Here is a 24,914-nt window from a genome sequence, read left to right as displayed (position 1 = left end):
GCTGGACGGCATGAAACTGATCGTTGGCCTTGGCAATCCCGGCGCGAAATACGCGCAGAACAGACATAACATCGGCTTTATGGCCCTTGACCGGATCGCAGAGGATCACGGCTTTACGCCGTGGCGGTCCAAGTTTCAGGGTCAGGTCAGCGAGGGGCGCTTTGGCTCTGACAAGGTGATCCTGCTCAAGCCCGGCACATTTATGAACCTCAGCGGACAGGCCGTGGGCGAGGCGATGCGCTTTCACAAGCTGGACCCTGCCGATGTGATCGTATTCCACGACGAACTTGATCTGGCGCCCGGTAAATTGCGCGTCAAAACAGGTGGCGGTCACGCAGGTCACAACGGTTTGCGGTCGATCCACGGGCATATCGGGCCGGAGTATGATCGCGTGCGGCTTGGCATCGGTCATCCCGGCCACAAGGACAAGGTGCCCAGCTATGTCCTGCACGATTTTGCAAAGGCCGATCAGGACTGGCTGGATGATGAATTACGCGGCATCAGCGACGGGATCGCGCAGTTGATTGCTGGCGATAGTGGCAAATTTCTAAACGCCGTTGCCCTGCGCACCGCGCCGCCCCGCCCTTCTACCGGCACTGCGAAGCCCGACAAGGCGAAGCGGCCTGTCAGGGCCGATGAGCAGCCCGCCCCAATGCCCGAAAAAGATACCCGCAGCGCGATGCAAAAGCTGGTGGACCGCTTCAAATGATCCCCGCGCATGTCGCGGAGGCCTTTGCCTATCAGGCGCGCGCCTGTGCCGATCTGGGGTCACCCTTCATGGCGCAGCTTTGCGGGCTTTTCGCGACGCGCCCACTGCCTGACACGGCGCTTCGCCACCGGATTTACACATGGGACGGTGATCTGTCGCCGCGTGGCGCGTCAGTGCCGTTACGCCTATGTGGGGCACTTCATGCGCTCAAGCTAAAGGGCGATCCCGCACTTGATGCCATTTATCCGCCACACAGCGTTGATGACGCTACCTTGTGGGAAGCCGTAAGCGCCGCGTGCATCACGCATGAAGCCTTCATCGACCGCTGGATCGACAGCCCGCCACAAACCAACGAAGTGCGCCGTTCTGCGGCTTTGATTGCTGCCGGTAACTGGCTGACCGATCACTACGGTTTGCCGATACAAACCAGCGAATTGGGCGCAAGTGGCGGCCTCAACCTGATGTGGGACCATTTCGCGCTTGAGATCGCCGCCCAAAGGTTCGGACCGTCAGCCGCCGATGTCGTGCTGAGGCCCGAATGGAGCGGCCCGCTGCCGCCACAGGCACAGCCGCGTATCGTGGCGCGGCGCGGCGTTGATCTTAACCCGCTGAACCCGCGCGACCCTGACGATGCATTGCGGCTGCGTGCCTATCTCTGGCCGGACCAGCCGGACAGACTGACCCTGACAGGTGCCGCCATAGCGATCAACGAAACCGCCGTGGCACAGGCCGATGCGATAGACTGGCTTGCCAATCATCTGGATCAACCTGACGATACGCTACATCTGATCTATCACACGATCGCTTGGCAGTATTTTCCGGCAGATGTTCAGGCGCGTGGCGAACGGCTGATCGTTCAGGCCGGTGAAAACGCCACGCCTAACAGACCGCTCGCTTGGTTGGGGATGGAGCCTGATGATGGCACGCCGGGGGCTGCGTTGACGCTGCGCATCTGGCCGGAGAACAAGACCATCGCGCTGGGGCGCGTCGATTTTCACGGGCGTTGGGTGCAATGGCAGGCCACCCCCAAAGGAGCTTCACATGCGTAAATTCTTCAAATGGGCCTTGCGGATCATCATCGCGCTGGCGGTGGCCGCAGTGGTCGTCGGCCTGTGGAAACGCGAAGAGATCGGACGGTTGCTGGCCGTCAACAGCCTTTTTGCCGAAGATCGCATCGTGGACAACTTTTCGAACATGGATGCGGCATTTCTAAATGTGCCGGTGCCGCGCGGGTCCGGCGACGTGGTGCCGTTGCCGGCAGGTCCGGCCATGCAGCTGCCGGATGATGCCGCCGACTGGATTGCGGATCGCAGCGTCACATCCCTTGTGGTGCTGCATCGCGGTCAGGTCGTGTTCGAGGACTATTACCTTGGCACAGAAGCGGGCGACCGTCGGATCAGCTGGTCGGTTGCGAAAAGCTTTCTCTCCGCGCTGGTCGGCGTGGTGCTGGCCGAGGGGCAGATCGCAAGCCTTGATGATCCGGTCACAAAATACGCGCCATCGCTGGCCGGAGGGGCCTACGACGACGCCAGCATCCGTGATGTCTTGCAGATGTCATCGGGAGTTACGTTCGATGAGGATTATCTGGACTACGACAGCGATATCAACCGCATGGGGCGGGTCCTCGCGTTGGGTGGCTCAATGGATGACTTCGCCGCGGGCCTGACCGAAACCTTCGCGGAGCCGGGCACGGATTGGCAGTATGTTTCGATTGATACGCACGTCATTGGCATGGTGATCCGTGGCGCGACAGGCCGCAGCGTGGCCGATCTTTTGTCAGAGAAAATCATAAGCCCATTGGGGCTTGAGGCTGATCCCTATTATCTGACCGACGGCTTTGGCGTGGCCTTTGTGCTGGGCGGGCTAAACCTGACCACCCGCGACTACGCCCGTTTCGGTCAGATGATTGCGCAGGACGGGCAGTGGAATGGTCAGCAGATCGTTCCGGGCGGCTGGATTGACGTGTCCACACGCGCGTCGGCCCCAACCGAAACGGATGAACATGGCTATGGTTATCAGTGGTGGATTCCGCCCCAAAGCGGTCTAGGTCAGGTCATGGCGCGCGGCATCTACGGGCAATACATCTGGATTGACCGCGCCCGCAATATCGTGATTGCCACAACCGCCGCCGACCGCCAGTTCCGCGAAGCGGGCGTTGGTCGCCAGAACGAAGACATGTTCCGCGCGATCGCGGATAGCCTGGAGTAATCCCATGGAAAAAGATCCGTCATTTAACGTCTTGGGCGGCCCGCTTGCCACCTGTTCCACTGCGCCAGTGACCGGTTTTTTCCGCAACGGCGCGTGCGACACCTGTGCGGCTGACAACGGAAGCCACACCGTCTGCGCCGAGATGACAGCAGAGTTTCTGGCCTATTCAAAATACGTCGGCAACGATCTGAGCACGCCGCGGCCGGAGTTCGGCTTTGCAGGTCTGAACCCCGGTGACGGGTGGTGTCTGTGCGCGTCGCGCTTTTTGCAGGCCCATGACGAAGGCTGCGCGCCACGGGTCAACCTTGCGGCGACCCATGTGCGTGCGCTTGAGATTGTTCCGATTGATGTCCTGCGGCTATACGCCACCGATGATGATAGCGCCCTTTAAGCAAAGTCGCCCATCTCGAAGCCAAGGTGCTTGGCCACGGTGAAGATGTCCTTGTCGCCGCGTCCGCACATATTCATCACCAGCAGGTGATCGGACGGCAGATCAGGCGCGATCTTCATCACGTGGGCCAGCGCGTGTGACGGCTCCAGCGCGGGAATGATCCCTTCAAGCGAACAGCAAAGCTGGAACGCATCCAGCGCCTCTTTGTCGGTGATCGATACGTATTGAGCGCGGCCGATTTCATGCAGCCATGCGTGCTCTGGCCCGATGCCCGGATAATCCAGACCGGCCGAGATCGAGAACCCTTCGAGGATTTGCCCGTCATCGTCCTGCAACAGATAGGTGCGGTTGCCATGCAAAACGCCGGGCCGCCCGCCTGTCAGGGACGCGCAGTGTTCCATCTTCTGGTTCACGCCCTTGCCGCCAGCCTCGACCCCGATGATGTTGACGCTTTTGTCGTCAAGGAACGGAAAGAATAGGCCCATGGCGTTGGACCCGCCACCAATCGCGGCGATGATGGTATCCGGCAGACGGCCTTCGGCGGTCTGCATCTGCTCTTTGGTTTCCTTGCCGATGATGGCCTGAAAATCGCGCACCATCGCAGGATAGGGGTGAGGACCAGCGACCGTGCCAATGCAGTAAAACGTATCGCGCACGTTAGTGACCCAATCGCGCAGAGCGTCGTTCATCGCGTCTTTCAGCGTGCCGCGACCGGATGTGACAGGCACCACTTCGGCACCCAGCAGGCGCATGCGGAACACGTTGGGCGACTGACGCTCGACGTCATGTGCGCCCATATACACCACACACTTGAGGCCGAATTTCGCACAGACAGTTGCGGTCGCAACGCCGTGCTGACCTGCACCCGTTTCGGCGATGATGCGCGTCTTGCCCATGCGGCGGGCAAGGATGATCTGGCCCAGCACGTTGTTGATCTTGTGCGCACCGGTGTGGTTCAGCTCATCACGTTTGAGGTAAATCTTTGCGCCACCCAGATGCTCGGTCAGGCGTTCGGCGTGATAAAGCGGGCTGGGGCGGCCAACGTAATGCGTCCACAGATCGTGCATCTCGGCCCAGAAGCTGTCGTCGGTCTTGGCGTGCTCGTACTGCTCTTCCAGCTCAAGGATGAGCGGCATCAGTGTTTCAGACACAAAGCGGCCACCAAAATCGCCGAAACGGCCATTTTCATCAGGTCCGGCCATGAATGTATTGAATAGATCGTTTGCCATGACGACTGTCCCTTTTGAGTGCGCAGATCAGCAGTATATGCACCGATCTGGATCGTAAAGTGCGGCGTTTCGTCAGACGTCTGCGCGGCGACTGTATACGAAACCCGAAAGCCGACGCGGTGGATTAATCAGCGCGCGCGGCGGCGCAGAAATCGGCGATCAGCTTTGCATCTTTCACGCCCGGCGCGCTTTCCACGCCAGACGATACATCAACCTGAGCCGCCCCTGTCAGACGGACCGCCTCTGCCACGTTGTCAGGCGTTAGACCGCCCGCCAGCATCCACGGCACAGGCCACCTGCGGCCCGCGATGAGCTGCCAGTCAAAGGCTAGCCCGTTTCCGCCGGGTAAGGTGGCATCCTTCGGCGGTTTGGCGTCGACCAGCAACTGATCGGCGACACCGGCGTAGGTATCAAGGTTTGCAAGGTCATCAGCCGTGGCCACTCCAACGGCCTTCATCACAGGCAGACCATAGCGTGACTTGATCTCGACCACCCGTTCAGGGGTCTCGGATCCGTGCAGTTGCAGGATATCAAGCGGCACAGCATCCACGATATGGTCAAGCATGGCATTGTCCGCGTTTACCACAAGCGCGACCTTGGCGATGCCCGTTGGCACGGATTGCGCAAGCGTCACGGCATCGGCGACATCAACATGCCGCGGTGATTTTGCAAAAAAGACCAGACCGACATAATGGGCACGCGCCGACACGGCCGCATCAAGCCCGGCGCGGTCCCGCAGGCCACAAATTTTAACGCGTGTTTGGGTCGGCATAGGGGCTAGGCTGATTTGTCCAGCAGCGCGAGCACATCATCCTGATCGCCCTTGCCTTCGCTTTTCAGGCGGTTGACCTCGGCACGCAGATCGCGGACTTCACGCTCTTTCGCGCGCTTTTCGGCGCGGACGTGATGCTCGCGCACCCATTCCCACAGAAACCCGATCAGCAAACCAGCGCCAACGCCAAGGAACATCACCACAAACAGCGGCAAGTTGATGTCCGGCGAAATGCCAAGCAGGTCGCCAACAGCGCGCGGCATGGCGGACACGGATACGATCTCACGGTTGGCAAGTCCGATCAGGATCAGACACAGGCCGATAACGGCCCAGAAGGCGTAGCGAATGGTTTTCATCAGGTCCTCATTTACCCGCCGTTCAGACGGTCCCGCAGCAGTTTACCGGTCTTAAAGAACGGCACATGTTTCTCTTCGACATTAACCGCTTCACCAGTACGCGGGTTCCGTCCAATGCGCGAGTCGCGTTTTTTGACCGAGAACGCGCCGAAGCCGCGCAGTTCAACCCGGTCGCCTTTGGCCATGGCATCAATGATTTCTTCGAAAATGGTGTTCACGATCTTTTCGACATCGCGCTGATAGAGATGCGGATTGGCATCCGCAATTTTCTGGATCAGTTCAGATCGGATCATCTAAAGGCCCCCCAAAGGCTGTCGCGGTATTAATACAAACTTTTTAAGCAGCGTCTCAGCCGACTTTAGCTGCAAAACCGTTTTCAAGAAATAGAGCAGCAAGCGGAAAATCGGGAAAAATGATGTAAATTCAGGCGTTGAGCGACGTCCGACCAGTATCAAAGAGGCCCAAACAGGCTCGCGCAGTGTCTTCTGATCCGCGCTGATCTGTCACACCGTCCGATTCGATTGCGCAGGGGGCGGGCGTAAAACCGGGCGACCTGCACGAAAAAGGGCCCCGCAGTTTCCTGCGGAGCCCTTCATAATTGTCAGTGCCGGAGCGCTTAGTCGTCGGAGCCTTTCAGCGCCGCGCCAAGGATATCGCCGAGCGATGCACCGGAGTCGGACGAACCGAACTGTTCCACTGCTTCTTTCTCTTCTGCGATCTCGCGGGCTTTAATCGACAGACCCAGCTTGCGGGTCTTGCTGTCGATGTTTGTCACGCGCACGTCCACTTTGTCGCCAACGCCGAAACGCTCTGGGCGCTGCTCGGCACGGTCACGGGACAGGTCGGAGCGACGGATGAAGGACTTCATGCCTTCGTAGTCAACTTCGATGCCGCCGTCTTCGATCTTGGTCACTTCAACAGTGATGACCGAACCGCGCTTCACGCCGTCGATGGTTTCTGCGAACGGATCACCGTCAAGCGCCTTGATCGAGAGCGAGATACGCTCTTTCTCGACGTCGACTTCGGCCACTTTCGCTTTCACAACGTCGCCCTTGCGGAAATCGCCGATGACGTCTTCGCCGCGGCCTTCCCATGTCAAGTCGGACAGGTGAACCATGCCGTCGATGTCGCCCTCAAGGCCAACGAACAGACCAAACTCGGTGATGTTCTTAACCTCGCCTTCGACCTCAGTGCCCTCAGGGAACTGCTCTGCAAAGACTTCCCATGGGTTGCGCATTGTCTGCTTGAGACCAAGCGAAACGCGGCGTTTGACCGGATCGATCTCCAGCACCATGACTTCGACTTCTTGGCTTGTGGACACGATCTTGCCGGGGTGAACGTTCTTCTTTGTCCAGGACATTTCGGAAACGTGCACCAGACCTTCAACGCCTGGCTCCAGCTCAACAAATGCACCGTAGTCGGTGATGTTGGTCACGCGGCCAGTGTGTGTTGTCTCAAGCGCATACTTGGCTTCAACAGCATCCCACGGATCGTCCTGCAGCTGCTTCATGCCGAGGCTGATGCGGTGGGTTTCTTTGTTGATCTTGATGACCTGCACCTTGATCGTCTCGCCGATGGCAAGGATCTCGGAGGGGTGGTTTACACGGCGCCATGCCATGTCTGTCACGTGCAGCAGGCCGTCTACGCCGCCAAGATCAACAAACGCACCGTATTCGGTGATGTTCTTGACCACGCCGTCAACTTCCTGACCTTCAACAAGGTTACCGATGACTTCGGCACGCTGCTCGGCACGGGACTCTTCGAGGATCGCGCGACGCGATACAACGATGTTGCCACGACGACGGTCCATCTTGAGGATCTGGAACGGCTGCTTGAGGTTCATCAGCGGGCCAGCGTCGCGCACGGGGCGCACGTCAACCTGAGAGCCGGGCAGGAACGCAACGGCGCCGCCAAGGTCCACAGTAAAGCCGCCTTTGACGCGGCCAAAGATGGCACCGTCAACACGCTCTTCGTCGGCATATGCCTTCTCGAGGCGATCCCAGGCTTCCTCACGGCGGGCCATCTCGCGCGAGATGACAGCTTCGCCACGGGCGTTCTCGACCTGACGCAGGAACACTTCGACAGTGTCACCCACATTCAGTTCAGCGTCTTCGCCGGGGTTTGCAAATTCTTTAAGATCGATGCGGCCTTCCATTTTGTAGCCGACGTCGATGATGGCTTGGCCTGCTTCAATAGCGATGACTTTGCCTTTAACGACAGACCCTTCAGCGGGTGTGTCCATTTCGAAGCTTTCGTTCAAAAGGGCTTCGAATTCGTCCATAGATACGTTGTTAGCCATGTGGCGTAGGTTTCCTAATCGTTTGTTTATACGGGCCGAACGGTTGTCTCCGACGGTCTTTGGGTTTCGGTTTGGTCAAACGCGCAAGCGGGAATAAAACAACAGGGCCAGCTTGCGCTGAACCCTGCTCAAAGTCTCATGCCCGCGCCTGTCTCGACGCTTCGACAGGGGCGCTATAGGGTGTTTTGACGTGCAGAGCAAGGGCGATGAGACAATTCCTGCCTGCGTGAACTGACGCCAAACCATGCGTCAGGTTGTGCGCGGTCGCTGGCGAGGCGATGTCGCCTTACTGCGCCAAGGCCCGCAAAATCGCGGCATCCGGCCAGCAGGTCGCGGCCTGCCCTGTTGCCTCCTGCCAACGGCCGATGCTGCGGCGTGTCTTGAACCCTGCAAGGCCGTCGGCACCGCCCACGTCATGCCCCTGTGCCTCAAGCCCGCGCTGCATGGCGGCCACATCTGACCGGCGCATGCTGTCAATCGCACCCCAGCGGCCCGTGAAATCACCGACACCATACTGGATGCGGTCTCCAACATGACCGACGAACAGCGCATAAAGATCGCTCTTGTTGTACTCCTTCAGCGCATAGAAATTTGGTGTGACGATGAAGGCAGGCCCGTTGCGGCCCGCTGGCATCATCAGATATCCCACGCCTTGCATCTCGTGGGCTGGAAAGGCGTTGCCTGATACGCGGGTCACGCCTGCGGCGGCCCAATCAGCGATGCGGCGGCCTTGGTCTGGCCCTTCCAGCGCGCATGAGACGGATGCTGGCACGCGCACTTCAAACCCCCAGTCGCGGCCCGGCACCCAGCCGTGTTGCGCCAGATAGTTGGCGATGCTGGCCAGTGTGTCTGCCTCGGACGTCCAGATATCTGCGCGACCGTCGCCTGATCCATCAGCGGCGTAGGCCAGAAAGTTGGACGGCATAAACTGCGGCTGTCCCATAGCCCCGGCCCAAGAGCTGCGCATGGCATCCGCTGGCACATCGCCACGGGCGGCGATTTGCAAGGCGGCGACCAATTCGTCTGTAAAATAGGGCGCGCGGGTGGACATGAAGCCTTTGGTGCCCAGCACCTCGAACACGTCATAAGGAATGGAAGCACGGCCATAGGCGCTTTCACGGCCCCAGATTGCGAGGATGATGCGGCCCGGCACGCCTGTGGCGCGTTCAACTGCGGCCAGTGTATTGGCGTGCGTGCGGGCCATCTGGCGGCCAACGGACGTTGCCCCGCCCACGGTGTTTGCCGCGAAATAGCGTGACGGCGCGCCAAACTCGGACTGGCGTTGGACGGGTTGCGCGGTTGTGCCGGGGGGCACCAGATCGGGCAGGTCCCAGTTGAGGGTCACGCCGTTAAACGCATTGTCAAAGACCGCACGCGGCACGCCGCGCTGGCTTGCGCGTGGCCAGACTGTGCTTTGCAGCCAGCTTTGGAACTGTGCCTCAACCGCCCGCCTGTCTTGCGCGTGCAAGAGCGTGGCACAGCATATCAAGACAACGGCTGCCGCAAGGATCATCGCTTTATAGATCATTCAATGCCTCCTGCACGGCGGCGAAATAGCTGCCGACCTGTTCACCGTCGACCAATGCGTGATGGACCTCCAGCGTCATCGCCATGTCCCACTTGCCGCCCTGATCCACAAACTTTCCCCATGACACGCGCGGAATGCAATCATCAGGGCCGGGAAGTGCGTTGTTGATACTGGTGTAATCCAGCCACGGCATACAGGACACATAGGCCAGATCGTCCCGTTCGCCCTGATTGGGGGCCAGTCCCTTTCCGGCGGCAACCTTGGCGATCTCGGCAGCGCAGGCCGCATCGAAGGTGGGGAAGTCCGCGTAGTGATCGACATAGCCGTAGCCGAAACCACCCGCGTCTTGCGGCACAGTCATCGACATTTGCGTGGCGTCATGCTGCACCACGTCGCTGTCGCGAAACCGCATGCAAAGTTCAGGGACGGCGTGTAACCCGTGCCCGATGGCATAAAGGCATCCGCGATAGGCGCTCACGCCGCGCGGCTTTGCGATGGTCAACAGATGCGTCACATCAATCCGCGATGTCACGGCATAGTGGGGGCGATCATACGTGCGAAACAGATTGAATTGCGCGGCCCGCGTCCATGTCGCCAGATCGATGGGGATTTCAGCCATGACAGCCTCCTGCTTTGGCGCTACCGTTTCATTTGCGTGCCAAGAGGACAAGGCAGGAGCCGGAAAGTGTCACCGCTCAGGATCATAACCGCCGATAACGTCGCCTGGATGGGCTGAGGCAATGCGTGCGGTCGTGGTCATCGTGTGCAGCGCGCTGGTCATCGGGTCGATCGCGGCGCTGTGGCGCGGGGGTCTGATGTCCCCTTACGCCGACGATAGTTTCTGGACGCTGACAACAGCCGGACGGGCGGGCGTGATTGCCATAACGGTGAGCGGCCTCGCGCTTGTGTTATGGATTGCGCAAAAGCTGACGCCGACATTTGCAAAGCTGCCGTTTCTTGCCGCCGCGATCCTTCATAGCGTGGCAGCCCTTGCCATTTTCGCCGTGATCTACGGGGTGTCACCGCAGGTTTTCTACAGCTTTTACCAGATCATTTTTCCTGATCTTCCCGCGCAATGGGTGATCTCACCTGCAACTGCGCTTTCGCGGCTTGGCGATGCGATTGACCTGATAACCGCGCCGAACCTGTCGGATGATATCGCGGGTCTTACATTCTGGACCCTGATCCCTTTTGCAGCGTGGTGCCAGCGTCGCTAGATATCCTCGCCCTGCTCCAACAACCGTTCGAGCAGTTCCGCCTGAAGATCGCCACTGTCGCCCGCGCCAAACTGTCCGGCACCGCTGGAGTAAAGCGTGCCATAGGTCTTGGCCACATTCACCGTCTGGGCGATGCCAGAGATCAACTGATCGCGCTGTAATTCACGCAAAGGGTGGATATACGTCCCCCACAGCCTGCCGTTGGCGATGGCATAGCGTGCGTCCAGTGCGCTGTCGAAGTTGGCCTGCATCACGCGCTGCAATTCCTCGGCTGTCAGACCGTCAGCAGCGCGGATCGGCACCATAGCCCGCATCCGGTTTGCGCGGGCATCTGCCACGATCAGCACCGGAATATCATCAATGGTGAACTGAAAACCGCTTCCGGTGAATTGTGCGTTTTCATCCAGCGCCATGACAATCTCGCCCATACGCGGGAGGGTCATACCGCTGTCAGCGTCCTGTGCCGCAACGGGTGGCGCAAGAAACAAGCTGGCGATCAGGGCAGCAGTGGCAAGGGTGGGTCGCATCGGCATTCTCCTGCAAGATGCAGCAAGCCTAGCCGCTGGTCTGGGGCAAGGCACTAAAACCCTGCGTGATGCGCTGTTACATCCCCGCGCGGACAGCCGTGACAGCGGCAGCAACGGCCTGTTCAATGCTCATATCTGAGGTGTCGATCAGCACCGCATCATCGGCGGCAACCATCGGGGCTTCGGCGCGTTCGCTGTCGCGTTTATCGCGGGCAACCACATCGGCCAGCACCTGATCATAGCTGATATCATTGCCCCGTCCGGCAAGTTCGGCGTGGCGGCGCATGGCACGACATTCGGCGGACGCGGTGACAAACAGCTTCACATGGGCATCAGGGCAAATGACCGTGCCGATATCGCGCCCGTCCAGCACCGCGCCACCATCGCGCGTGGCGAAACTGTGCTGAAACGCAACAAGGGCTGCACGCACCTGCGGGATCACGGCGACCTTGCTGGCCTCTTGTGCGACGTCGTGTGTGCGCAGGCTGTCATTGTCCAGATCAGCCGGATCAAGCGTTTCAGCCGCCTCGACAGGGTCAGCTCCGGCAAGAACCTTGGCCCCCACCGCGCGGTACAACAGGCCAGTATCCAGATGGGCAAAGCCGAACTCTGCCGCGACACGTTTGGAAATCGTGCCCTTGCCAGCAGCGGCTGGACCGTCAATTGCGACTGTAAACTGCATCATATTTCCCCTTGCGATCTATACGTCCAAAAACCGGTGACCGACCCGCGACATTTCCTAGCTTTCAGAGCGGACGATCTGCGCGCCAAGACGCTCCATCAGCGGCTCGAAGATCGGGAATGATGTGGCAATCGGGCTGCCGTCATTCACGCTCATCGGCTTTTGCGTGGCCATGCCCATGACCATAAAAGCCATGGCGATGCGGTGGTCCAGCACGCTGTCCACGGTGGCGCCCCCCGGCACGTTGCCAGCGCCAAGACCGGTGACTTTCCACCAGTCGGGACCTTCATCCACCTGCACACCAGCAGCGCGCAGACCCTTGGCCATCGCGTCAATCCGGTCGCTTTCCTTGACCCGCAGTTCCTTCACGCCCTGCATATCCGTAACGCCAGTGGCAAAGGACGCCACGACGGACAGCACGGGATATTCGTCGATCATCGACGCGGCACGCGCCGGCGGGACAGCAATACCTTTCAAATCGGGGGAGTAGCGGGCGCGCAGATCTGCGACAGGCTCCCCGCCCTCTTCGCGCATGTTTTCGAACGTCAGGTCCGCGCCCATGTCTTGCAGCGTGGTGAACAATCCCGCCCGCGTGGGGTTCAGGCCGATGTTGGGCACAAGCACGTCAGAGCCGGGCGTGATGATCGCGGCGCACACGGGGAAGGCAGCAGACGACGGATCGCGCGGCACGATAATATCCTGCGGCTGCAATTCCGGCTGGCCTGTGAGGGTGATCACACGGCCATCATCGGTATCCTCAACCGTCAATGTCGCGCCGAACCCTTGCAGCATCCGCTCTGTATGGTCGCGGGTCGCTTCTTTCTCGATTACAACCGTTTGCCCCGGTGCGTTCAGTCCGGCAAGCAGCACGGCCGATTTCACCTGCGCTGATGGGACAGGCACCGTGTAAGTCACCGGCACCGGATCGGCCGCACCGACAAGCGTCATGGGCAACCGACCACCGTCACGCCCGACGGCTTGTGTGCCGAATAAAGCGAGCGGATCAGTGACGCGTCCCATGGGCCGCCCGTTGAGGGATGCATCACCGGTAAAGGTCACTGTGATGGGCGATGTCGCCATAGCACCCATGATCAGCCGCACACCCGTGCCGGAGTTGCCGCAGTCGATGACGTTATCAGGCTCGGCAAAGCCGCCGACACCAACACCCTGCACCGACCATTTGCCCTCACCATGGTCTGTCACTGTCGCACCGAAAGCCCGCATCGCCTTGGCCGTGTCCAGCACATCTTCGCCCTCAAGCAGGCCGGTGATCCGCGTCTCACCCACGGCCATCGCGCCAAGGATCAAGGACCTGTGCGAGATCGACTTGTCACCGGGGACATGCGCGTCGCCTGTCAAAGGGCCACAGGGGCGGGATGTCATGGGAATAGGTGTGCCGTGGCCGGACATGTGGCGCGTCTCCGAATGGTTCTGCCCTGCTCTACCGCAGCGGCGTTCAGTGGTCCATCACCCTGTCGCAATTCCGCGTGGCGATGGGTCAGGTGCGGCGAAACGTAAGATAATGCGGTGTGCGGTCCTCGCGGATCGCCTTCTGTTCGTAGCGCGTGGAAATCCAGTCGTCCCAAGGGGTGCGCCAGTCGTCGGGTGCCTCGGCGGTCCAGACAAAGCCTGCCTTGGGCACCTCTTCCAGCGTTTGCCGAACGTAGTCTTTGATATCCGTGGCGACGCGCAGCTCCGCACCGGGTTTCATCACGCGGTGCAGCGGTTCCAGATGCTCGGGCGTGACAAAGCGCCTGCGGTGGTGTCGCTTCTTGGGCCATGGATCGGGATAGTTCAGAAAGACTTTCGACAGGCTTGCATCGGGTAGCACATCAAACAGATCTCGCGCATCACCGGGGTGGACGGACAGGTTTGATACATCCGCCTGCCGGATTTTGCCCAGCAACATCGCCACACCGTTGATGTAAGGCTCGCAACCGATGATGCCGACCTGCGGGTTGCGGGCGGCCATGTGCACCAGATGCTCCCCCCCGCCAAAGCCGATTTCCAGCCAGACCTCTTTGCCGCCAAAAAGCGCATCAAGGTCGATCGGGTTGCGGTCGGGGTTTTCTTCCCACGTCACGTTGGCCGGTGCCAGCTTCGCCAGATCTTCGTCGATATAAGCCTGCTGACTGTCGCGCATCGTATGACCCTTGAAGCGGCCATAAAAATTGCGCCAAGGCGCGCCGGACGGGTGGCGGTCAGGGTTTTTGTCTTTTGTCATGTGCCGCGATGTAGCAAGGGCAGACCGCTTGCGCAATCTGCCCTGTCTTGGTCGTGCATTTGATCGGCTTAGACCGCTTTTTTGAGCGCCTCGGCCAGATCGGTTTTCTCCCACGAGAAACCGCCATCAGCTTCTGGCGCACGGCCAAAGTGGCCATAGGCCGCCGTGCGCGCGTAGATCGGGCGGTTCATGCCCAGATGCTGGCGGATGCCGCGCGGTGTCAGATCCATGACCTGCCCAATGGCCTTTTCGACAGCCGCCGGATCAACTTCGCCCGTGCCATGCAGATCGGCGTAGATCGACAGGGGCTTGGCCACACCAATCGCGTAGGACAGCTGGATCGTGCATTTTTCGGCCATGCCGGAGGCGACCACGTTCTTGGCCAGATACCGCGCGGCGTAGGCGGCAGAGCGGTCAACCTTGGTCGGGTCTTTGCCCGAAAACGCGCCGCCGCCGTGCGGGGCTGCACCGCCGTAGGTGTCCACGATGATCTTGCGACCTGTCAGGCCTGCGTCACCATCCGGTCCGCCGATCACAAAGATACCGGTCGGGTTCACCCACCATTCGGTCTTTGCCGTGATCAGCCCCTCGGGCAGCACTTCGCGGATATACGGCTCGACAATGGCGCGGATGTCGGCGCTGGTCTGTGTTTCCAGCGCGTGCTGTGTGGACAGCACGATCGACGTGACCTCAACCGGTTTACCGTTGGCGTAGCGCAGGGAAATCTGGCTTTTCGCGTCGGGGCGTAGCGTTGGCTCTGTCCCGTCTTTGCGGACCTCGGCCAGACGGCGCAGGATCGCGTGTGAATACTGGATCGGCGCTGGCATCAGCTCTTCGGTTTCGGTTGTGGCGTAACCGAACATGATGCCTTGGTCGCCGGCCCCTTCGTCCTTGTCCTTGGCCGCATCAACGCCTTGGGCGATGTGCGCGGACTGTTCGTGCAGGAGGTTCGTCACCTTGCATGTGGCGTGATGGAACTTGTCCTGCTCGTAACCGATGTCTTTGATGCATTCGCGGGCGATGCCTTCAACACGGCCCATATATTCGGTCAGCTTATCCTTGGAGGACAGGCCCACCTCGCCGCCGATGACGACGCGGTTGGTGGTGGCGAATGTTTCACAGGCGACGCGGGCTTCGGGTTCTTCTGCCAGAAACGCGTCAAGCACTGCGTCTGAAATGCGGTCGCATACTTTGTCGGGGTGTCCCTCGGATACGGACTCCGAGGTGAATACATAGTCTTGTCGTGTCATGGGATCGTGCTCCGGTGATGATTGCCTGCCACGTCAGGAAGCCGTTGTGACAAGAAGTGTTATTGGTCGTCGTTAGGTTGTGTGGTCTGGCGGGTCAACTTGTTTTGCGCGGGCGTTGCAGGGCAAGTCCGGCACCCAACAAAACCATCACAGTCAAAAGCGGGATATCCCCAAATCTTGTGTAAACTGTGGCGTCCAGAAGGTCAGGCAGCGGCACGTCAAGGTAACCGGCTGTATTCAGTGCGATCTGGCCGGTAATCCGCCCGTGCCCGTCAATCATCGCGCTGACGCCCGTGTTGGCCACGCGCACCATCGGCATGCCCTGCTCAATGGCCCGCAAACGCGCCTGCGCCAGATGCTGATACGGGCCCGCATCCTTGCCGAACCACGCATCATTGGTGATCAGCACCATCGCGCGCGGGCGCACGTCTGTTGTGATCTCTTCGGCAAAGATGCCTTCGTAGCAAATCAGCGGGCGGATCAGACCGATGCCGGGGATTTGCATGGTCCGCGCGGTTGCCCCGTCGGAAAAACCGCCACCGTGGCTTGATGCAAATTGCGTGACGCCAGTTACGCTGGCCAACAGCTCTCCGCCGGGAAAATACTCGCCAAGGGGCACAAGGTGCTGTTTGTCGTAAAGCGTATCAATCAGCCCGCCGCGCCCGAGCAGGACAAAGCTGTTGTAATACAGGTTCTCGTCGCGCCGGTTCATCCCGACGATCACAGGCGCGCCGCGGGCTGCGTCCGACATCTGCTCGAAATAGGGCGTGGCATAGTTCAGCAGATCTGCGATGGCGGATTCGGGCCAGACGATCAGATCAGGCGCATCGCCCGCGCCGGTATATTCAAGCTGGCGATCAAAGAAGATACCGCTGAAGGCCGGATCCCACTTTTGTTCCTGCGGGGCGTTGGGCTGGATCAGGCGCACCATCGGCGCATCGTCAGGTGCCGCGCGATAGGTCGGGGCCAGCACGGGCCAAAGCCCGGCGACCAAGAGCACGATGATTGCACCATCGCGTAGGGCCCCGGTGGCAGCTTTCGCCAGCCCCAGTGCTGCCAGACAGACCAGCGCCGTCAGCGCATGAGGGCCAAGGTAGGCGGCAAGATGCGCAAATTGCGTATCGATCAGCACATGACCCAGTAGACCCCACGGAAAACCGGTCAGGATCAAACCGCGTGCCGCCTCGACCAGCACAAGCGCAATGGCCAGCAGGGTCATGCTGTTGGGGCGCAACCGCTGCGCCAAGCCGCCCGCAAGAGCCCAGAAAAGCGCAGCGCCGCCGGCCATAAAGATCAGTGCAAACGGGGCCATCCAGCCATCGGTTTCGATGTGCACCAGAAACGGTGACACGATCCAGCGCAGCGTGACGGCGAAATACCCCACGCCAAAGGCCCAGCCTTGCCAAGCCGCTGTGCGGGTGTCCGGCACACCGCGATGGAAGGCCAGAAAGACGGCAAGCGCCAGAACGGTCAGGATCGGCCAATCAACCGGTGCGTGACCCAGCCCCGCAATCGCGCCCATCACGGCAAGCAACAGGCCGCGCTTGGCCCAGTGCCATCCGGCAAAACGGCGCACCAAGGTGTCAGCCATCGGCATGTGGCAGGCGCACGCGCAGCCGCTTGATCCGGCGGGGATCGGCGTCCACCACCTCGAACTCCGGCCCTTCGGGATGCACGATGATCTGTCCGCGCGCGGGCACAGAGCCTGACAGCATGAAGACCAGACCGCCAAGTGTATCGACTTCTTCCTCGTCGATCTCGTCGTGCGATGTCAGGTCCATGCCGATCTCTGCCTCGAAGGCATCCAGCGGAGTTTTGGCCAGCGCCATATAAACGCCCGTCTTTTCCTGCACCCAGCTTTTCTCTTCCTCGACGTCGTGCTCGTCCTCGATCGCGCCGACAACCTGTTCGATCAGGTCCTCGATGGTGACAAGCCCGTCGGTGCCGCCGTATTCGTCGATGACCAGCGCCATGTGGATACGTTCGGCCTGCATCTTTTGCAGCAACACGCCAAGCGGCATGGATGGCGGCACGTATTGCAGGGGGCGCAGAAGCGACTGGAGGTCGAATGCCTTGCCAGTATTGGCAAAGCTGTATTGCAGCGCAAAATCCTTGAGGTGAATAAACCCGAGCGGGGTGTCCAGAGTCCCGTCATAGACGGGCAGTCGGGTCAGACCCTTATCGCGGAACGTGGCGATCAGGTCGTCCTCTGAGGTGGTGACAGGCAGGGCCACGATATCGGCCTTTGGCACGGCCACATCCTCGACCCGCATCCGGCGCAGGTTCAGCATACCGGGCATTGCGGTTTGCTGGGCGGGTGCTTTGGTGATCGGGGTTTCGGCATCAGCAGATGGGCTGAGCGCCTCGAATATCCGCGCGACAAAACCGCGCTCTTGTAGTGGTGGTTCGGTCTGCGGCGCGCTTTGCGCTGCTTTAGAGGACCCGTCGGTGCTGTCGCCCATTCGTTTTCGTGCCTTTGTGAACCCCGCATATTTCGGGGCGATATCCTAATATGGGTCCGGCAGACCCATTTTGCCAAGTATTTCGGTTTCCAAGCCTTCCATCAGCGTGGCGTCACCGTCACGTTCATGGTCGTAGCCCAGTAAATGCAGCGTGCCGTGCACAATAAGATGGGTGACGTGATCCGCCATCGGCTTGCCCGCCTCTGCCGCTTCCTTTGCGCAGGTCTCATAGGCAATGGCAATATCGCCCAGTTCCGGATCGGCGGGATCGGGCGGCAGTGGCGTTTCACCGTCGATCCCTGCGGCGCGTTCATCCGATGGCCACGACAGGACGTTGGTCGCCGCAGGTTTACCCCTGAAATCCGCGTTGAGCGTGGCGATGCGGGCGTCGTCGCAGGCAAGGATCGCAATTTCGAACACCGATGGTTCCAGACCCAGCCGTTCGAGCGTCGCCACAGAGGCCGCGCGCGCTAGATCATCCAGTCCGAGGTCATCCCAGCGCGGGTCTTCGATATTCAGATCGGTCAGCATTGGCCGGAATTACTTCCCTTCATCGGCCTCATACGCCTCGATGATAGCGGCCACCAGCGGGTGGCGGACCACATCTTTGGATGTGAAGTAGTTGAAGCTGATCTTGGGGATGGACTTCAGCAGGCGTTCTGCGTCCCACAGGCCGGAGTTCACACCGCGCGGCAGATCGATCTGGGTGCGGTCGCCGGTGATCACCATGCGGGAGTTTTCGCCCAAACGCGTGAGAAACATTTTCATCTGCATGGTGGTGGCGTTCTGCGCCTCGTCCAGCACGACAAAGGCATTCGACAGGGTGCGACCCCGCATGAAGGCCAGAGGTGCGATCTCGATGATCTTTTCTTCCATCATCCGCGCCAGTTGCTTGCCCGGCAGAAAGTCGTTCAGCGCATCATAAAGCGGCTGCATGTAGGGATCGACTTTGTCCTTCATATCACCGGGCAGATAGCCCAGCTTTTCGCCTGCCTCGACTGCGGGGCGCGACAGGATGATCTTGTCGACCTTGCCGTTGATGAACATGTTCACGCCGACAGCGACGGCCAGATAGGTTTTGCCCGTACCAGCAGGGCCGATGCCAAAGGCCAGTTCCTTATCAAACAGCGACTGCACATAGGCCTTCTGCGCGTCCGTGCGCGGCTCGATCAGCTTTTTGCGGGTCTTGATCTCAACTGGAAGGGACAAATCACCGCCCTTGAACAACGCGGGCTGTTCGGGAGGCGCAGGGGTCATGCGCAGAGATGCGTCAACGTCGCCCGTTTCCAGCGTCTTGCCGGATTCCAGCCGTTGATACAGGGATTGCAACACCTCGACCGCCTCGCGGCGCGGTGCCTCTTCCCCGATCACGGCAAGCTGGTTGCCACGGTGCATGATCTGCACCGGCAAACGATCCTCGATCGTGGCAAGATTGGCGTCATAGGGACCGCACAGATCAATCAGAAGGCGGTTATCGGGAAATTCGATGAGCGATTCCGCCACATCAGCATCTCCGTTCGAATTTGGGGTCGTCAAAGCACCGTTGGCCAAACAGCTCTCCTTAGCAAAAGATAAACGCCTATGTGCCAATCGTGACGCCACATCAAGACCAGCGCAAGCGGTCAGGGTGTCATATCAGTCAGGCACAACGCAAAAGGCCGCGGTTTGCGCCGCGGCCTTTCACATATAGATCGTATCGCTGCAATTTACAGCGGATCAGGAATATCCGTGCCTTCGCGGAACGGGCCAGTGGCCGTGTTCGGTGGCGCGATACCTGTACAGACAGGACGTCCATCGGGTGTCAGACGCTCGGACAGGTAACCTTCGATACCGTCGTCGATGATCCAGTGGTCACAACCGTTTGGATCAACCCAGACACCGGCCACAAGCTGGCTGAGGTGCTTGGCGTCGCGGCCCGCGTCGAACGAACGCTCGGCGCCTGTCCGCTCACCACCTTCGATGGCGGATACGATGGCTTCGGCACAAGCAGAAAGCGAGAGACCCGCGGTCAGCAGTGCAGTGATTTTAAGCATTTTCATCTGTTCTGCTCCTTACCGTAGGCAAATGATTTCGACGCGGCGGTTCTGACGATACGCCTCGTGTGAGTTGCCAGCGACTGCCGGGCGACGTTCACCAAAGCCGCGGCTTTCGATCACGCGCTGGCCAGCGGCCTGCGCGATGCGCGAAACCATATCGGCGCGACGCTGCGACAAATCCATGTTGTATTCGTCAGACGCGCGGGCATCGGTGTGGCCATAGATCAGGAAACCGGTTGCGTTGGCGTTCTGGAAAAAGCTCATCAACTGGGTCTTGGCCGCGTCGGCGATCCATTCTTCGTCTGTTGCAAACAGCGTGTCTGACGGGATCACGCCACACACTTCCTGACGGCGGCAAACGGGGCTGCCGTCGCGTGCGCGGTGCGGTGTCATAAAGCCTTCAAAGCCGTCATCGAACACCCAGTGTTCGCACCCGTCCGGGTCGATCCAGATCGTCGGTGTGTATTCCTCACCCACAATCGTCTGTTGCGCCTGCAAAGGTGCCGACATCAACATCGTAAGGCTTACCGCCGCTGATGCAATGACCGACACCGTTTGCGAGACTTTCTTTGTCATCATATTCGCCACGATAAATCCCTCGCTCGTTCGCGCGCCGCATGGTGCTGCGCAGTCACATGCTACTTACACATTAATGCCTTAATGTTATCAACATTCGGACACATGGGAAGGACTAATAGCCATATATTGTGTCAAATGAAGCGACAGTCATGGTTAAGCGCAAGAATTAACCATGATGCCGCATCAAAAGGGTGACCTTAGGTCAATCCGCTTGCAACTTACCGGCGAGAGAATTCGGGCTGGCGGCTGCGATTCTTACCGGCTGGACAGTGCCAAGCACGCTTGCAGGGGCATCGGCATAAACCGCGTGCAGATACTCCGACTTGCCGATCATCTGACCATCCTCGCGCCCTGCTTTTTCAAACAGGACCTTCACATCACGGCCGACCATGCTTTGCTGCGTTTCGGTCTGCTGCTGCCGCAAAAGCGCCTGAAGCCGCTGCAGGCGGTCGTTCATCACATCATCTGGCAGCTGCGGCTTTTCCGCCGCTGGCGTGCCGGGGCGGGTCGAATATTTGAACGAATACGCCTGGCCATAGTGGACCTCGCGGATCAGGTTCATCGTGTCCTCGAAATCCGCTTCGGTTTCGCCGGGGAAGCCGACGATGAAATCGCCCGACAGCAACAAGTCCGGGCGCGCCGCGCGGATACGCTCGATCAGGCGGATATAGCTTTCGGCGGTGTGCTTGCGGTTCATCGCCTTGAGGATACGATCCGACCCCGCCTGCACGGGCAGGTGCAGGTAGGGCATGAGTTTTTCACAGGTGCCGTGCGCTTCGATCAGCGCGTCGTCCATGTCGTTGGGGTGGCTGGTGGTAAAGCGGATGCGCGCCAGACCGTCGATCTTGTCCAACTCCCAGATTAGACCGGCAAGGCCCTGAGGGTGACCGTGATAGGCGTTCACATTCTGGCCCAAAAGGGTGATCTCGCGCACGCCAGCGTCGACCAGCTCCTGCGCCTCGCGGATGATGCGGTCGGCAGGGCGCGACACCTCGGCCCCGCGTGTATAAGGCACGACGCAGAACGCGCAAAACTTGTCGCAGCCTTCCTGCACGGTCAGAAACGCCGTTGGTCCACGCTTGGCCTTGCCGCGTGATTTCAGCGTTTCAAACTTGTCGTCATCGGGGAAATCAGTGTCGAGCGCCTTTACGCCCGTACGCACAGCATCTTCCATCGCGGGCAGACGGTGATAGCTCTGCGGGCCGACCACCAGATCGACAAGCGGCTGGCGGCGGATGATCTCTTCGCCCTCCGCCTGCGCCACGCAGCCTGCAACACCGATTTTCAGATCGGGTTTTTCGGCCTTCAGATCCTTGTAACGGCCCAGTTCGGAATAGACCTTTTCCGCTGCCTTCTCGCGGATGTGGCAGGTATTAAGCAGGATCATATCCGCGTCATCAGGCGTCTGCGTTTCCACATACCCCTTGCCGCCCAGCGCCTCGGCCATGCGTTCGCTGTCATAGACGTTCATCTGACAGCCATAGGTCTTGATAAACAGCTTCTTGGGCGTGGTCATGGTGGCACCATCGGTTTCGCGGGAATTAGCGGTGTCATTACGCCAAGCGGGCTTTGCTTGCAATGCGGCGGTGTTTCACCGACAAACAAGCGCAAAAGCAGCAGCCGCAGGCCCGATGATTTATTCCGACGTTTCCCACTTTCTGCGCGATGGCAAAGCCGCATTGGCCAAGGGTCCGGTTGCCCTGATCCTGCTTGAGGATGATGTCGAAGTCGCATCCACCATTGCGCACCAGGTCGGCTGCGGGTTTGCCAGCGTCATTGTGATTGGGGCCGAAGATATCGTTGGGTCGGGCGACGACAGCCCCATCGTGCACCGTGTGGCGCATGATATGATGGTAGACAACGCGCTGACAGATGTGGTGAACCCTATCATCGCCGCGGCATCCGGGCGCTGGTTCTACTACGGCTACAACGCCGAATATCTGTATTATCCGTTTTGCGAGCATCGCAGCGTGGGTGAGATGGTCGCCTTCAACATGGAGGAACGACGCGACACGATCATGACTTTCGTGGTCGATCTTTACGCCGATGATCTGTCAGCCGCGCCCAATGCTGTGTCACGCGACGACGCCCACCTGGACAAATCCGGCTACTACGCTTTGGCCCGCCACGAAAAAGAGCAAGGCTATCTTGAGCGACAGCTTGATTTTTACGGTGGCTTGCGGTGGCGGTTTGAAGAGCACGTCCCCTATGAGCGCCGCCGCATTGACCGCGTGGGTTTGTTTCGCGCAAAGCCGGGCTTGAAATTGCGGCCTGATCACACGTTCAATGATGCCGAATACAACACCTATGCCTGTCCGTGGCACAACAATCTGACCGCCAATATCTGTTCGTTCCGCACGGCAAAGGCGCTCAAGCGGAACCCCGGTTCCGCCCGAGAGATCGGATCGTTTACGTGGCGCAATTCTGAAAAGTTTGCATGGGGATCACAACAGTTGCTTGATCTGGGTCTGATGGAAACGGGGCAATGGTTCTGACACCAGCCCCCTACCCCTAGCCCGCCTGATCCAGCAGCCATGACGGCAATCCCGCCGCGGCCTTTGGTGGCATACGCCGTGGCAGGCGCACTTTGACATGATCCGACACCGGCACCCTGTGATGCAGCGATGACCACGGCCAATCAACCGCGCGACGCACCAGCCCCGCACGGATCGGCGCTGTCATGATCAGATGCGTGTGCAAATCATAATCCACCTGCGTGCGGATCTTGTGTTCGGTAAAGCGCGGTTGCCAGATGTCGCGCTGAAACTGTGGCGCATGGCGCCGGAAGGTTGCCTTGATCACATGCCAGCGGGCGGAATAGCTGGTGTCACCTTCCGGCATGGTCCACAGCATCAAAACGCGGCGCGGCAGCACCACGGCGGCATCAATGTCAAAGGGGTTGCGACGTTGGCTGATACGGATCGACTGGCGCAAAAGATCAACGTGATCGGTCAGCTTGATCGGGGCGGTATCATCAAGCTGCACATCAAAGAAATAGCTGCGCCCGGCGGCATAAGGAGGGGTATGATCTGTCATGCCCCGACATTCGCCCGAAAGGGTTAACGGCTCTTGAACATGCGCGATGGCGGGCGAAAAAATTAGTTCTGCACGATGTCTTCATCATCAAGCGTAGAACGCACTGCATTTTCGGGGGGCTTGCGGCTGACAGCACGGGCCAATGCCAGATCGGCCTTGCCCTTCACCAGCCACGACAGGCCAAACGCCCAGATGCCAATCGCCTCGAACCAGAAGATCAGGTTGTAGTCCAGCACCAGCTCGCGCCCTGCACCGCCGATGAATCGCTTGAACACCACCGACACTGCCGTTGCGACCAGCGCAAAAACGATGATCCAGCCACAGGCCATATAGATGCGCCTGCGCGCGGGACGGGCGGTGCGTGCGAATTTGTAGAAGCAAAAAATCATCAGGCAGGAAAAGAAGATTAGGGCCGACAAATAGTGCAGCGTCGGCGTGATATGGACCCCGATGTTATATTGCGTCATCGACGAAATCACTTCGCCGCCGCCTTCATTGGGGAAGAATGCCACGCCAAAGGCGGACAGGCCCGCGATGGTGGCCAGCCAATCGTCATCAATCACCTCGCCCGGTTCGCGGCGGTAGCCACGGTACGAAATCAGGAATACGCCAATCGCGCAAAGCGTGCCGACAAACACATCGCGATACGTGGTGTGATAAAAGTCGCTGATCGTGGGTTCGATCCCGCCCGTCTCTGCCCCGACACGGGGCGCATCCAGAACGCCACCAAGGATCAGCACCAGCGGCAGCATCATACCCAGCACCCCCAAGGCGGTGCGCACGCGCGTGTAAGACAGGACAAGTTCGTCGCGATGGCGATCAACAGACATGGCAGAAATCCGGTATGTGCAAAAAGGGCCGTTTAATTGCATGACAATGTCATGCAATCGGGGCTTTGTCACAAGGTCGGAATTTCCAGACCACTTCCGCGGCCTTTGCGCGGATCGCTATTTGCGGCGCAGACGGATCACAACATCGACCGAAGCGATCTCTGCTCCGGCGGGTGCACCGGGCAGGCGCGCGATCTCAAGCTGGTCAGAGGGCGCGTCAGAAAGCTGCGCCGTGTCTTCCCAATAGAAATGCGGGTGATCGGACATGTTGGTGTCAAAATAGCTTTTGGAGCCATCAACCGTGATCTCGCGCATCAGGCCCGCATCGCAAAAGGCCCGCAGCGTGTTGTAGACTGTCGCCAACGACACCTTTTCACCAGCAGTCGACGTGGCGTCAAACAGGCTTTCGGCGGTGACATGGCGGTCTTGTCCGTCGCCCACCAACAATGTGGCCAGCGCCACGCGTTGCCGTGTCGGGCGCAGGTCAGCCTTGGCAAGCCAGCTTGTGCCGCGTGCGATTGCTGTGTCTTGATGTCCGTCGTGCATTGCGATGTCCCTTATCACCCACAGTCATATGGG

The 24,914-nt window shown here is 59.7% G+C and carries 28 protein-coding genes and 1 riboswitch; of the genes, 6 read left to right on the top strand and 22 right to left on the bottom strand.

The features are described from left to right. Window positions 1-10: 10 nt before the first annotated feature. Genes pth through V8J84_RS04225 form a run of 4 tightly spaced genes read left to right on the top strand, consistent with a single transcriptional unit; the run spans window position 11 to window position 3,308 of the window. A complete protein-coding gene (gene pth, locus V8J84_RS04240) occupies window positions 11-709 on the top strand; it encodes an aminoacyl-tRNA hydrolase (RefSeq protein WP_339928402.1) in 699 nt (232 codons plus the stop codon). Then, entirely contained in the window at window positions 706-1,758 is a 1,053-nt protein-coding gene (locus V8J84_RS04235) for a DUF2332 domain-containing protein (protein WP_339928401.1), read from the top strand. Before pth ends, V8J84_RS04235 begins: the two co-directional genes overlap by 4 nt. After that, window positions 1,751-2,917 (top strand): serine hydrolase domain-containing protein, encoded by a 1,167-nt coding sequence (locus V8J84_RS04230; protein ID WP_339928399.1) that lies wholly within the window; start codon window positions 1,751-1,753, stop codon window positions 2,915-2,917. Before V8J84_RS04235 ends, V8J84_RS04230 begins: the two co-directional genes overlap by 8 nt. Before the next feature lie 4 nt (window positions 2,918-2,921). Beyond that, window positions 2,922-3,308 carry a DUF2237 family protein gene (locus tag V8J84_RS04225; RefSeq protein WP_339928397.1) on the top strand — a complete coding sequence of 129 codons (387 nt, stop codon included), beginning with the start codon at window positions 2,922-2,924 and terminating at the stop codon, window positions 3,306-3,308. Here V8J84_RS04225 and trpB read toward each other — a convergent pair. The 7 genes from trpB to V8J84_RS04190 form a co-directional block, all read right to left on the bottom strand. Then, window positions 3,305-4,537: a tryptophan synthase subunit beta gene (gene trpB / locus V8J84_RS04220; protein ID WP_339928396.1), complete on the bottom strand. Its 1,233-nt coding sequence runs from the start codon at window positions 4,535-4,537 to the stop codon at window positions 3,305-3,307. The two genes, V8J84_RS04225 and trpB, sit on opposite strands and share 4 nt — an antisense overlap. A gap of 124 nt (window positions 4,538-4,661) precedes the next feature. Next, a complete protein-coding gene (locus tag V8J84_RS04215; protein WP_339928395.1) occupies window positions 4,662-5,309 on the bottom strand; it encodes a phosphoribosylanthranilate isomerase in 648 nt (215 codons plus the stop codon). A 5-nt stretch (window positions 5,310-5,314) separates the two neighbouring features. Next, window positions 5,315-5,665, bottom strand: a complete 351-nt coding sequence (locus V8J84_RS04210; protein WP_339928393.1) for a LapA family protein — start codon at window positions 5,663-5,665, stop codon at window positions 5,315-5,317. 11 nt (window positions 5,666-5,676) lie between these two features. After that, window positions 5,677-5,958: an integration host factor subunit beta gene (ihfB, locus tag V8J84_RS04205; protein ID WP_339928392.1), complete on the bottom strand. Its 282-nt coding sequence runs from the start codon at window positions 5,956-5,958 to the stop codon at window positions 5,677-5,679. Between the two features lie 323 nt (window positions 5,959-6,281). Continuing rightward, a complete protein-coding gene (gene rpsA, locus V8J84_RS04200; RefSeq protein ID WP_339928391.1) occupies window positions 6,282-7,964 on the bottom strand; it encodes a 30S ribosomal protein S1 in 1,683 nt (560 codons plus the stop codon). A 286-nt stretch (window positions 7,965-8,250) separates the two neighbouring features. Beyond that, window positions 8,251-9,477, bottom strand: coding sequence for a lytic murein transglycosylase (locus V8J84_RS04195; RefSeq protein WP_445285956.1), 1,227 nt, complete (start codon window positions 9,475-9,477; stop codon window positions 8,251-8,253). A 4-nt stretch (window positions 9,478-9,481) separates the two neighbouring features. Beyond that, window positions 9,482-10,111, bottom strand: a complete 630-nt coding sequence (locus V8J84_RS04190; RefSeq protein ID WP_339928389.1) for a CatA-like O-acetyltransferase — start codon at window positions 10,109-10,111, stop codon at window positions 9,482-9,484. 121 nt (window positions 10,112-10,232) lie between these two features. Here V8J84_RS04190 and V8J84_RS04185 point away from each other — a divergent pair, with 121 nt between their 5' ends. Then, entirely contained in the window at window positions 10,233-10,709 is a 477-nt protein-coding gene (locus tag V8J84_RS04185) for a hypothetical protein (RefSeq protein WP_339928388.1), read from the top strand. Here the strand turns inward: V8J84_RS04185 and V8J84_RS04180 are convergent. The 12 genes from V8J84_RS04180 to miaB form a co-directional block, all read right to left on the bottom strand. Continuing rightward, entirely contained in the window at window positions 10,706-11,236 is a 531-nt protein-coding gene (locus tag V8J84_RS04180; protein WP_339928386.1) for a hypothetical protein, read from the bottom strand. The two genes, V8J84_RS04185 and V8J84_RS04180, sit on opposite strands and share 4 nt — an antisense overlap. 76 nt (window positions 11,237-11,312) lie before the next feature. Continuing rightward, a complete protein-coding gene (locus V8J84_RS04175) occupies window positions 11,313-11,918 on the bottom strand; it encodes a (d)CMP kinase (protein WP_339928385.1) in 606 nt (201 codons plus the stop codon). A gap of 57 nt (window positions 11,919-11,975) precedes the next feature. After that, window positions 11,976-13,328, bottom strand: a complete 1,353-nt coding sequence (gene aroA, locus V8J84_RS04170; protein ID WP_339928384.1) for a 3-phosphoshikimate 1-carboxyvinyltransferase — start codon at window positions 13,326-13,328, stop codon at window positions 11,976-11,978. 88 nt (window positions 13,329-13,416) lie between these two features. Beyond that, the gene (trmB, locus tag V8J84_RS04165) at window positions 13,417-14,142 is read right to left on the bottom strand and encodes a tRNA (guanosine(46)-N7)-methyltransferase TrmB (protein WP_339928383.1); all 726 of its coding nucleotides are present in this window, start codon (window positions 14,140-14,142) and stop codon (window positions 13,417-13,419) included. A 68-nt stretch (window positions 14,143-14,210) separates the two neighbouring features. Beyond that, on the bottom strand, window positions 14,211-15,392 hold the full coding sequence (gene metK, locus V8J84_RS04160; RefSeq protein WP_339928382.1) for a methionine adenosyltransferase: 1,182 nt from the start codon (window positions 15,390-15,392) through the stop codon (window positions 14,211-14,213). Between the two features lie 7 nt (window positions 15,393-15,399). Further along, window positions 15,400-15,448: riboswitch (SAM-SAH riboswitch) on the bottom strand. Between the two features lie 38 nt (window positions 15,449-15,486). After that, entirely contained in the window at window positions 15,487-16,983 is a 1,497-nt protein-coding gene (gene lnt / locus V8J84_RS04155) for an apolipoprotein N-acyltransferase (RefSeq protein WP_339928380.1), read from the bottom strand. Next, on the bottom strand, window positions 16,976-17,854 hold the full coding sequence (locus V8J84_RS04150) for a hemolysin family protein (RefSeq protein ID WP_339928378.1): 879 nt from the start codon (window positions 17,852-17,854) through the stop codon (window positions 16,976-16,978). Before V8J84_RS04150 ends, lnt begins: the two co-directional genes overlap by 8 nt. Window positions 17,855-17,899: 45 nt before the next feature. Further along, on the bottom strand, window positions 17,900-18,385 hold the full coding sequence (ybeY, locus tag V8J84_RS04145; RefSeq protein WP_339928376.1) for an rRNA maturation RNase YbeY: 486 nt from the start codon (window positions 18,383-18,385) through the stop codon (window positions 17,900-17,902). A 9-nt stretch (window positions 18,386-18,394) separates the two neighbouring features. Then, window positions 18,395-19,405: a PhoH family protein gene (locus tag V8J84_RS04140; RefSeq protein ID WP_339928374.1), complete on the bottom strand. Its 1,011-nt coding sequence runs from the start codon at window positions 19,403-19,405 to the stop codon at window positions 18,395-18,397. Window positions 19,406-19,560: 155 nt separating this feature from the next. Then, the gene (locus V8J84_RS04135) at window positions 19,561-19,893 is read right to left on the bottom strand and encodes a hypothetical protein (protein WP_339928373.1); all 333 of its coding nucleotides are present in this window, start codon (window positions 19,891-19,893) and stop codon (window positions 19,561-19,563) included. A gap of 12 nt (window positions 19,894-19,905) precedes the next feature. Beyond that, the gene (locus V8J84_RS04130) at window positions 19,906-20,466 is read right to left on the bottom strand and encodes an OmpA family protein (RefSeq protein WP_339928371.1); all 561 of its coding nucleotides are present in this window, start codon (window positions 20,464-20,466) and stop codon (window positions 19,906-19,908) included. A gap of 205 nt (window positions 20,467-20,671) precedes the next feature. Continuing rightward, complete coding sequence (gene miaB / locus V8J84_RS04125) at window positions 20,672-21,985, bottom strand: tRNA (N6-isopentenyl adenosine(37)-C2)-methylthiotransferase MiaB (protein ID WP_339928369.1); 1,314 nt, start codon at window positions 21,983-21,985, stop codon at window positions 20,672-20,674. Window positions 21,986-22,100: 115 nt separating this feature from the next. On the opposite strand from miaB, the gene V8J84_RS04120 reads away from it, so the two are divergent. Then, window positions 22,101-22,964, top strand: a complete 864-nt coding sequence (locus V8J84_RS04120; RefSeq protein WP_339928368.1) for a hypothetical protein — start codon at window positions 22,101-22,103, stop codon at window positions 22,962-22,964. A 16-nt stretch (window positions 22,965-22,980) separates the two neighbouring features. Here the strand turns inward: V8J84_RS04120 and V8J84_RS04115 are convergent, their stop codons facing one another. From V8J84_RS04115 to irrA, 3 genes are all read right to left on the bottom strand, one after another. Further along, entirely contained in the window at window positions 22,981-23,505 is a 525-nt protein-coding gene (locus tag V8J84_RS04115) for an REP-associated tyrosine transposase (protein ID WP_339928367.1), read from the bottom strand. A 62-nt stretch (window positions 23,506-23,567) separates the two neighbouring features. Continuing rightward, complete coding sequence (locus V8J84_RS04110; protein ID WP_339928366.1) at window positions 23,568-24,335, bottom strand: hypothetical protein; 768 nt, start codon at window positions 24,333-24,335, stop codon at window positions 23,568-23,570. Window positions 24,336-24,452: 117 nt separating this feature from the next. Next, entirely contained in the window at window positions 24,453-24,881 is a 429-nt protein-coding gene (gene irrA / locus V8J84_RS04105; RefSeq protein WP_339928365.1) for an iron response transcriptional regulator IrrA, read from the bottom strand. Between the last annotated feature and the right edge of the window lie 33 nt (window positions 24,882-24,914).

The organism is Yoonia sp. 208BN28-4, assembly GCF_037543925.1.
Lineage (GTDB): Bacteria > Pseudomonadota > Alphaproteobacteria > Rhodobacterales > Rhodobacteraceae > Yoonia.
Note: the sequence above shows the minus strand (reverse complement) of the source record. Positions and strands in the feature narration are given on the sequence as shown.